This is a genomic window from Enterococcus sp. MMGLQ5-1 (assembly GCF_013155265.1).
Lineage (GTDB): Bacteria > Bacillota > Bacilli > Lactobacillales > Streptococcaceae > MMGLQ5-1.
Map to the genome: position 1 here is coordinate 1 of NZ_JABJXU010000025.1, position 5,304 is coordinate 5,304.

Sequence of the window (5,304 nt, forward strand, 5' to 3'; positions counted from 1 at the left end):
GAAAAACGTTATCCAAAGTATGTCCCGTAAGGGTACACCTTCAGATAACGCTCCAATAGAGTCGTTTCATGCCTCACTAAAGTCAGAAACGTTCTACATCTCAAAAGAGCCGATAGGCTTTAATACTAGAGTAATCGATATTGTAGAAAAATACATCTATTTTTGGAATCATAATAGAATTTTATTCAAATTAGGGTATCTTTCGCCCGTCGAATACCGATCAGCAAGATTAAATTGAGTCGCTCTTTTTATTTTGTATCAAAAAGTAGTTGCACTTCCTAATTCTGTATTTGTCCTTTTTTGAATTTAGCCAATATTTAGTATTTGATCGGCAATGGATATTGTTGTTTCTCGATGCGAGACGATTAATATTGCTTGCTTATCCTTTTGCTTTTCTAATACATTTAAAATAATTTTTTCATTTAGATAATCAAGATTGCTAGTTGGCTCATCTAAAAGTATGAGCGGGGTATCGTAGGCAAAGATTCGAGCAAGGGCAATTCTTTGCTTTTCGCCAGAAGAAATTTGGCGTTGTGCACTACCGATAATGGTATCTAAGCCATTTTCAAATTGGTTTAGCCATTCAGCTAAAGAGGCTTTTTTTAATGCCTCAACCACCTTTTGATCTGATATATTTTTCCCAAGTGTAATGTTTTGTCTGATAGTATCTTGGAAAAGAAAGGTGTCCTGCAGCATATAGCCTTCATTACTTCTTAATGAGCTTGTGTTAATTTCTTCGATAGGGGTTTGTGATAATGAAATTATACCCTCGTCTGTAGACCAAAACCGCATAATTAATTTTAACAATGTGCTTTTACCGATGCCACTAGCACCTTTAATACAGGTGATACCGTATTTGGGAATTTTAAACGATAATTGCTTGATTACCGCTTGCTGTGTTTGCGGGTAGCTGAAGCTGATTTGATTACTTTCTAATTCAGAAAAAATAACTTCTTTTCCCTGCACAATATCATGGGTTACTGGTTGTTCGTGAAGTAGCTGATAAACTCTTTTTGCACTAGCGAGTGTTGAAAGCAGGCTATTTCCTAAGCCACTAAGTGCCAATACTGGTCCAAAAGAGCTCATAAAGCTGATTACCACTACAAAAATTGCTGCACTGGAAAGTGATAAAAGATACGCTGTAACCAGCATTATAAAAGCGCTCAATAAGATGATTAATTCAGTGTAGTTTTGAATGGCTAGGCGCTGGTTAATCATTTCTTTTTGAGAGTGATTTAATTTCTTGCCAGCTGATTTTAATTGCTGCTGTAAGCTTGAGCCAATATTATAGAGCTTGACCTCACTTAAAGCTTTAGTCATTTCGATGACCTCTTGATTCAGATTATCGTAATAGGCTTTATATTCACCGCCGGCTTTCTTTTTATGTAGATAAGTTAGCGTAGGTAAAAAAACACCCAGTAAAAGATAGATAAATAAGGCCAATAACCCTAGGATAGGCTGAAAGCTAGCCAGCCAGATGCTCATGCCTAGGCTGATAAAAATTGCAATGAAGACTGGTGAAATGGTGTGTGCAAAAAAAACCTCTAGTGATTCGACATCACTGGTGATGAGAGAAATTAGCTCGCCATTTTTTTTATCTTGTAATTTAGCAGGTGCTAAGCTTCTTAATTTACTAAAAACCTTATCACGAATAATGGCTAAGGTTCTAAAGGCAATTTCGTGATTTAAATATTGCTCTCCATATCTTAAAATACCTCTACAAATTCCTAATGCAATCATTGAGATGATATAAGGCGTAATGTGCAAATTATTATTGTTTTGGTAATTGATAAATCCTAAGACCCCAATAATAGGTATTCCAATAACAGCTAGATAGCTCAAGCTACCTAAAATGATGGCACCTATCATTTTAAATTTTAGTGGCTTTACAAAGCTAATCAGCCACTGGAGTGTTTGCATTGCTTGGCGCATTTTACTGTCCTCCCTTAAGAATACTTTGTTCTTCGTTTAAAACAGTTTTGAAAAAGCCATTGTTCTCTAGCAAAGCTTCTGGATGTCCATGCTCGCTAATTTTTCCGTTTTCTAGAACAATAATTTGAGCTGCATCTAATAAATTATAGAGTCGATGGGAAATTAGAATAACAATTTTATTTTTAGATAGATTATAAATTTCCTTCATAATGATTTTTTCATTTTCTAGGTCTAGGCTAGAAGTAATTTCATCAAAAATGTAAATTTGTTTATCACGTAAAAGTGTTCTCGCGATTAATAATCGTTGTCTTTGCCCGCCGGATAGATTACTACCATCCTCGGTTAATTGATAGTCCAATTGATTTGGAAATTCTCGAATATCATCAGCCAAATTGACACGCTCTAATATATCCCAAAGCTGTTTTTCATTAATATGCTTGTCGCCGAGACAAAGATTTTCGCGAATTGATTTTGAAAATAGAAAGCTATCGCTATTAATCAAATCAACGGTATTAAAAATTTGTTGAGCGCTTAATTCTGACAAATTCTGACTATCCCAGTTAATTTGTCCTTGATAGTTATAAAAAAAGCCACTTAAAATACTTGCTAGTGTACTTTTTCCAGAGCCGGATTTTCCAATAATGGCAGTTAATTGTCCCTTTTTTGCTGAAAAATTAATATCCTGAAGCATGGCTTGTTTTTCATTTAGGTAACTGAAGCTCAGCTTTGATATTTTGAGTAGACCTATTGCTTCACTAACTACGGAATCAGCTGAGCTCAGCTTTGATTCGTCATTTGGAAGATCAAGAAAATCAAACAGCTTATCTGCAGCACTGATACCAGTCATTGCGACGTGAAATAGTGAGCCTAGCTGGCGTAGTGGAATGAAAAATTCGGCAGATAAGAGTAAAAACATTACTGCACCGATAATGCTAAGCTGACCAAGAGAAAAGTGATAAAGCGCAATTGAAATACCAATAGCTGAACCAGTATAGGCAATGATATCCATTATTGTAATGGAGTTAAGCTGCATGGAAAGCAAGCTCATCGTTGCCTTGCGGAATTTTTCAGCTGCCAGATTCATTTTTTGATGATAATGCTGGTCTTGCTGATAAACTTTTAAGGTAGTTAAGCCTTGGAGGTTTTCAAAAAATACTTCTCCTAAATTGAGATAGTTATTCCAATATTTACTTAGAATTTTTTTGGCTATCTTCATGATGGTCATAATTGAAATTGGAATTAGTGGCACGCAAATTAATAAAGTAATTGCTGCCTGCCAGTCATATGTAACCAGTGAGAAAAATACAATAAGTGAAGCAATCATGCTATAAAAAAATTGCGGGATAAATTGAGCATAATAAACTTCTAATTGTTCAACACCATCAACGGAAATTTGAGTCAATGCACTGATTGATAAATGATTTTTTGTTGATGGTCCTAATTGAAATGCTTTCGCAAATATTTTATCTCGAATGGCGAGTCTAAGCTGTGATGATGAGGTAAAGCTTAGATTACTAATCCAATGATTTAAGAGTATTTTAATTAGAATGATGACTAGAATTGCTAAGGTGAAAAAAGGAACCTTTTTTAATGCAAATTGATTTAGATAAATTTGATTTATGATATTGGCAATTAAAAGATAAAAAATAATTGAATTACATAGGTTTATTAGTCTGAAAACAACTATGCCATAAATTTTTTTTTTCTGATTTGTCATTAGATTAAATAGGCGTTTATTAATCATGGTTTTGTTACTCCTGTCGAATTTTAATAATAAATGATCATGATTGAGAATACTAAAATATTATAATTGAAAATGATTATCAATGTCAATTGGATAAACACGATTATTATAAGCTCCGCTATTGACAATGATAATCATTATCAACTAAAATATAATTTATTACTGATAATCATTATCAATAATAAATTATATTAATTATTTTAGGAGGCGTAATGAAGCAATTTTTTTATACAATATTACCAATTTGTTTGATTTTACTTTTCTTTGGTAATGCAAAAAGAGCTGAAGCAAGCTTGAAAGACGGAACTTATCAAGTTAATTATACAGTGTTACAGGGTGATGGTGATTCAGCTTCAATGGCGAATGACTACTTTAACAAGCCTGCCCAAGTAACCGTGACAAATGGTGGCTATCAGGTTTCATTTCAATTGAATCATAGTAAATGGATTACCGATTTTCAAGTCACAGGTTCAAGCACGGTAAACGGTGCTACTGATACTGCTAGTGATATAAGAACAGTACAGTTTTCTGCAGCAGATATCGATGCTCCAATCAGCTCTAGTATTAAGGTCGATATCGACGATTTAAATTATCATCATACTTATACTGTTAGATTAGCCTTTGATACAGGTAATGCAATGTTGATTTCTGGCAGCAGTGATAGTGCTAGTAGCTCTGGTATTGCTGAAAGCGCCGCCGGAGCAGCTTCAATGACGCAATCGACCAATAATGGCCAAGCCTCTGTTACCAATCCTCAAACTGCTACTTCAACGCCATTGATTTGGTATGCTTTGGCGATTGTGTTTTCTGTTGGTGGTACAATTTATTTTATTTTTTTGAATCGCAGATGGGGGAATAATGAAAAATAAACTAATGAAAAAATACTTCACCTTGTTGCCAGTTTCATTTTTGTTGTTGAATACGGTTACTTTATCTACTAAGGTGCTAGCGGAAGAATTAGAAGCTACAACGACAAGTGTTGATACTAATCAGGCAGCTCCGGTCAGTGAAAGCTCAGATGAAAAAACAGCTAGCTACTCTGAAACCAATACACAGTCTACTGTAGCTGATGCTAATACTGAATCAACCAGTAGTGAGATAGCTCCGCAAGCAGAAGCCGACGCTGTGGTATCTGAATCCGCAGCTCAGCCATCGCCTGCAGCACAGCAAGTCGCAGCATCTAATTTAACTACATTGAGTACTGCCTCCGTTGTTAAGACCGAGACGGTTCCAGTAGAGCTGTGGAATAGTACACAGTCAGCTGTTTCATCTAATTGGGTTAAGCCAACAGCCAAAGTAGTTACCTACTCAGATGGTACTAGAGAAATGACGCTTGATTTACAAGGTGCTGACCAAGGTAGCATGACGGCTTATTTAAAAAATGTTAGTCCAAGCGGTAGCTATGATGATGCTATTATTAATGCAACGGATGCAGATGGCTATCCATCGCAGGTGACCTTTAGCTTGTCAGATTCAGATATTTCGACGGCTTCGGTTTTTAAACAGCTTTATGTTAAATATTTTGTTGATATGACAGGCTTTCCATTCCCTGATGGGCATAGCATCAAGCAATATTTAAAGATTGATTGGTCAACCGCTTCAGAGGTTGTTAATACAACTGCTTTGGA

General features: G+C 35.4%; 5 protein-coding genes. 3 read left to right on the forward strand and 2 right to left on the reverse strand.

The window, feature by feature from the left end; genetic code table 11:
• Window positions 1-238 (forward strand): IS3 family transposase (locus HOY35_RS13225; protein ID WP_172285855.1); only part of this gene is annotated, 238 nt, incomplete at its 5' end.
• Between the two features lie 68 nt (window positions 239-306).
• Here HOY35_RS13225 and HOY35_RS13230 read toward each other — a convergent pair.
• Both HOY35_RS13230 and HOY35_RS13235 read right to left on the reverse strand, forming a co-directional pair.
• Window positions 307-1,932 (reverse strand): amino acid ABC transporter ATP-binding/permease protein, encoded by a 1,626-nt coding sequence (locus HOY35_RS13230; protein ID WP_172214130.1) that lies wholly within the window; start codon window positions 1,930-1,932, stop codon window positions 307-309.
• 1 nt (window position 1,933) lies between these two features.
• The gene (locus HOY35_RS13235; protein WP_172214128.1) at window positions 1,934-3,676 is read right to left on the reverse strand and encodes an ABC transporter ATP-binding protein/permease; all 1,743 of its coding nucleotides are present in this window, start codon (window positions 3,674-3,676) and stop codon (window positions 1,934-1,936) included.
• A 212-nt stretch (window positions 3,677-3,888) separates the two neighbouring features.
• Between HOY35_RS13235 and isdC the strand changes: the two genes are divergently transcribed.
• Both isdC and HOY35_RS13245 read left to right on the forward strand, forming a co-directional pair.
• Window positions 3,889-4,545 (forward strand): heme uptake protein IsdC, encoded by a 657-nt coding sequence (gene isdC / locus HOY35_RS13240; protein WP_172214126.1) that lies wholly within the window; start codon window positions 3,889-3,891, stop codon window positions 4,543-4,545.
• A partial coding sequence (locus HOY35_RS13245; protein ID WP_172285857.1) for a hypothetical protein occupies window positions 4,535-5,304 on the forward strand: 770 nt, incomplete at its 3' end. The genes isdC and HOY35_RS13245, both read left to right, overlap by 11 nt.